Here is a 268-nt window from a genome sequence, read left to right on the forward strand (position 1 = left end):
GGTGTACTGACATTGATTTTTTCACCCAATGCCGCCTCCCACGGTGCGATATTGACGGTCTGATAAACATCCGCGCCTTCTACCCGAATATTGCTATCATGGCGAATCTTAACCTTCAAAAACAAATCACCATTTTTACCGTTACTGCTACCAGCAGCACCTTGCCCTGCTAAGCGGATTTGCTTGCCATCCGTAATACCTTTCGGAATTTTTATTTTGAGGGTCTTGTTGTCGTAATCGACAGTACCATTGGGCTGACGAACAGGGA

At 45.9% G+C, this 268-nt stretch carries 1 protein-coding gene; it reads right to left on the reverse strand.

Features of this window, described 5'->3' with window-relative positions; genetic code table 11:
* Positions 1-268: DnaJ C-terminal domain-containing protein (locus SB725_RS31535; RefSeq protein ID WP_410923348.1), on the reverse strand; the 268-nt coding region annotated here is incomplete at both ends.

Origin of the sequence: Pseudomonas sp. SIMBA_041, from assembly GCF_046535095.1 — a bacterium.
GTDB classification, from domain to species: domain Bacteria; phylum Pseudomonadota; class Gammaproteobacteria; order Pseudomonadales; family Pseudomonadaceae; genus Aquipseudomonas; species Aquipseudomonas mucoides.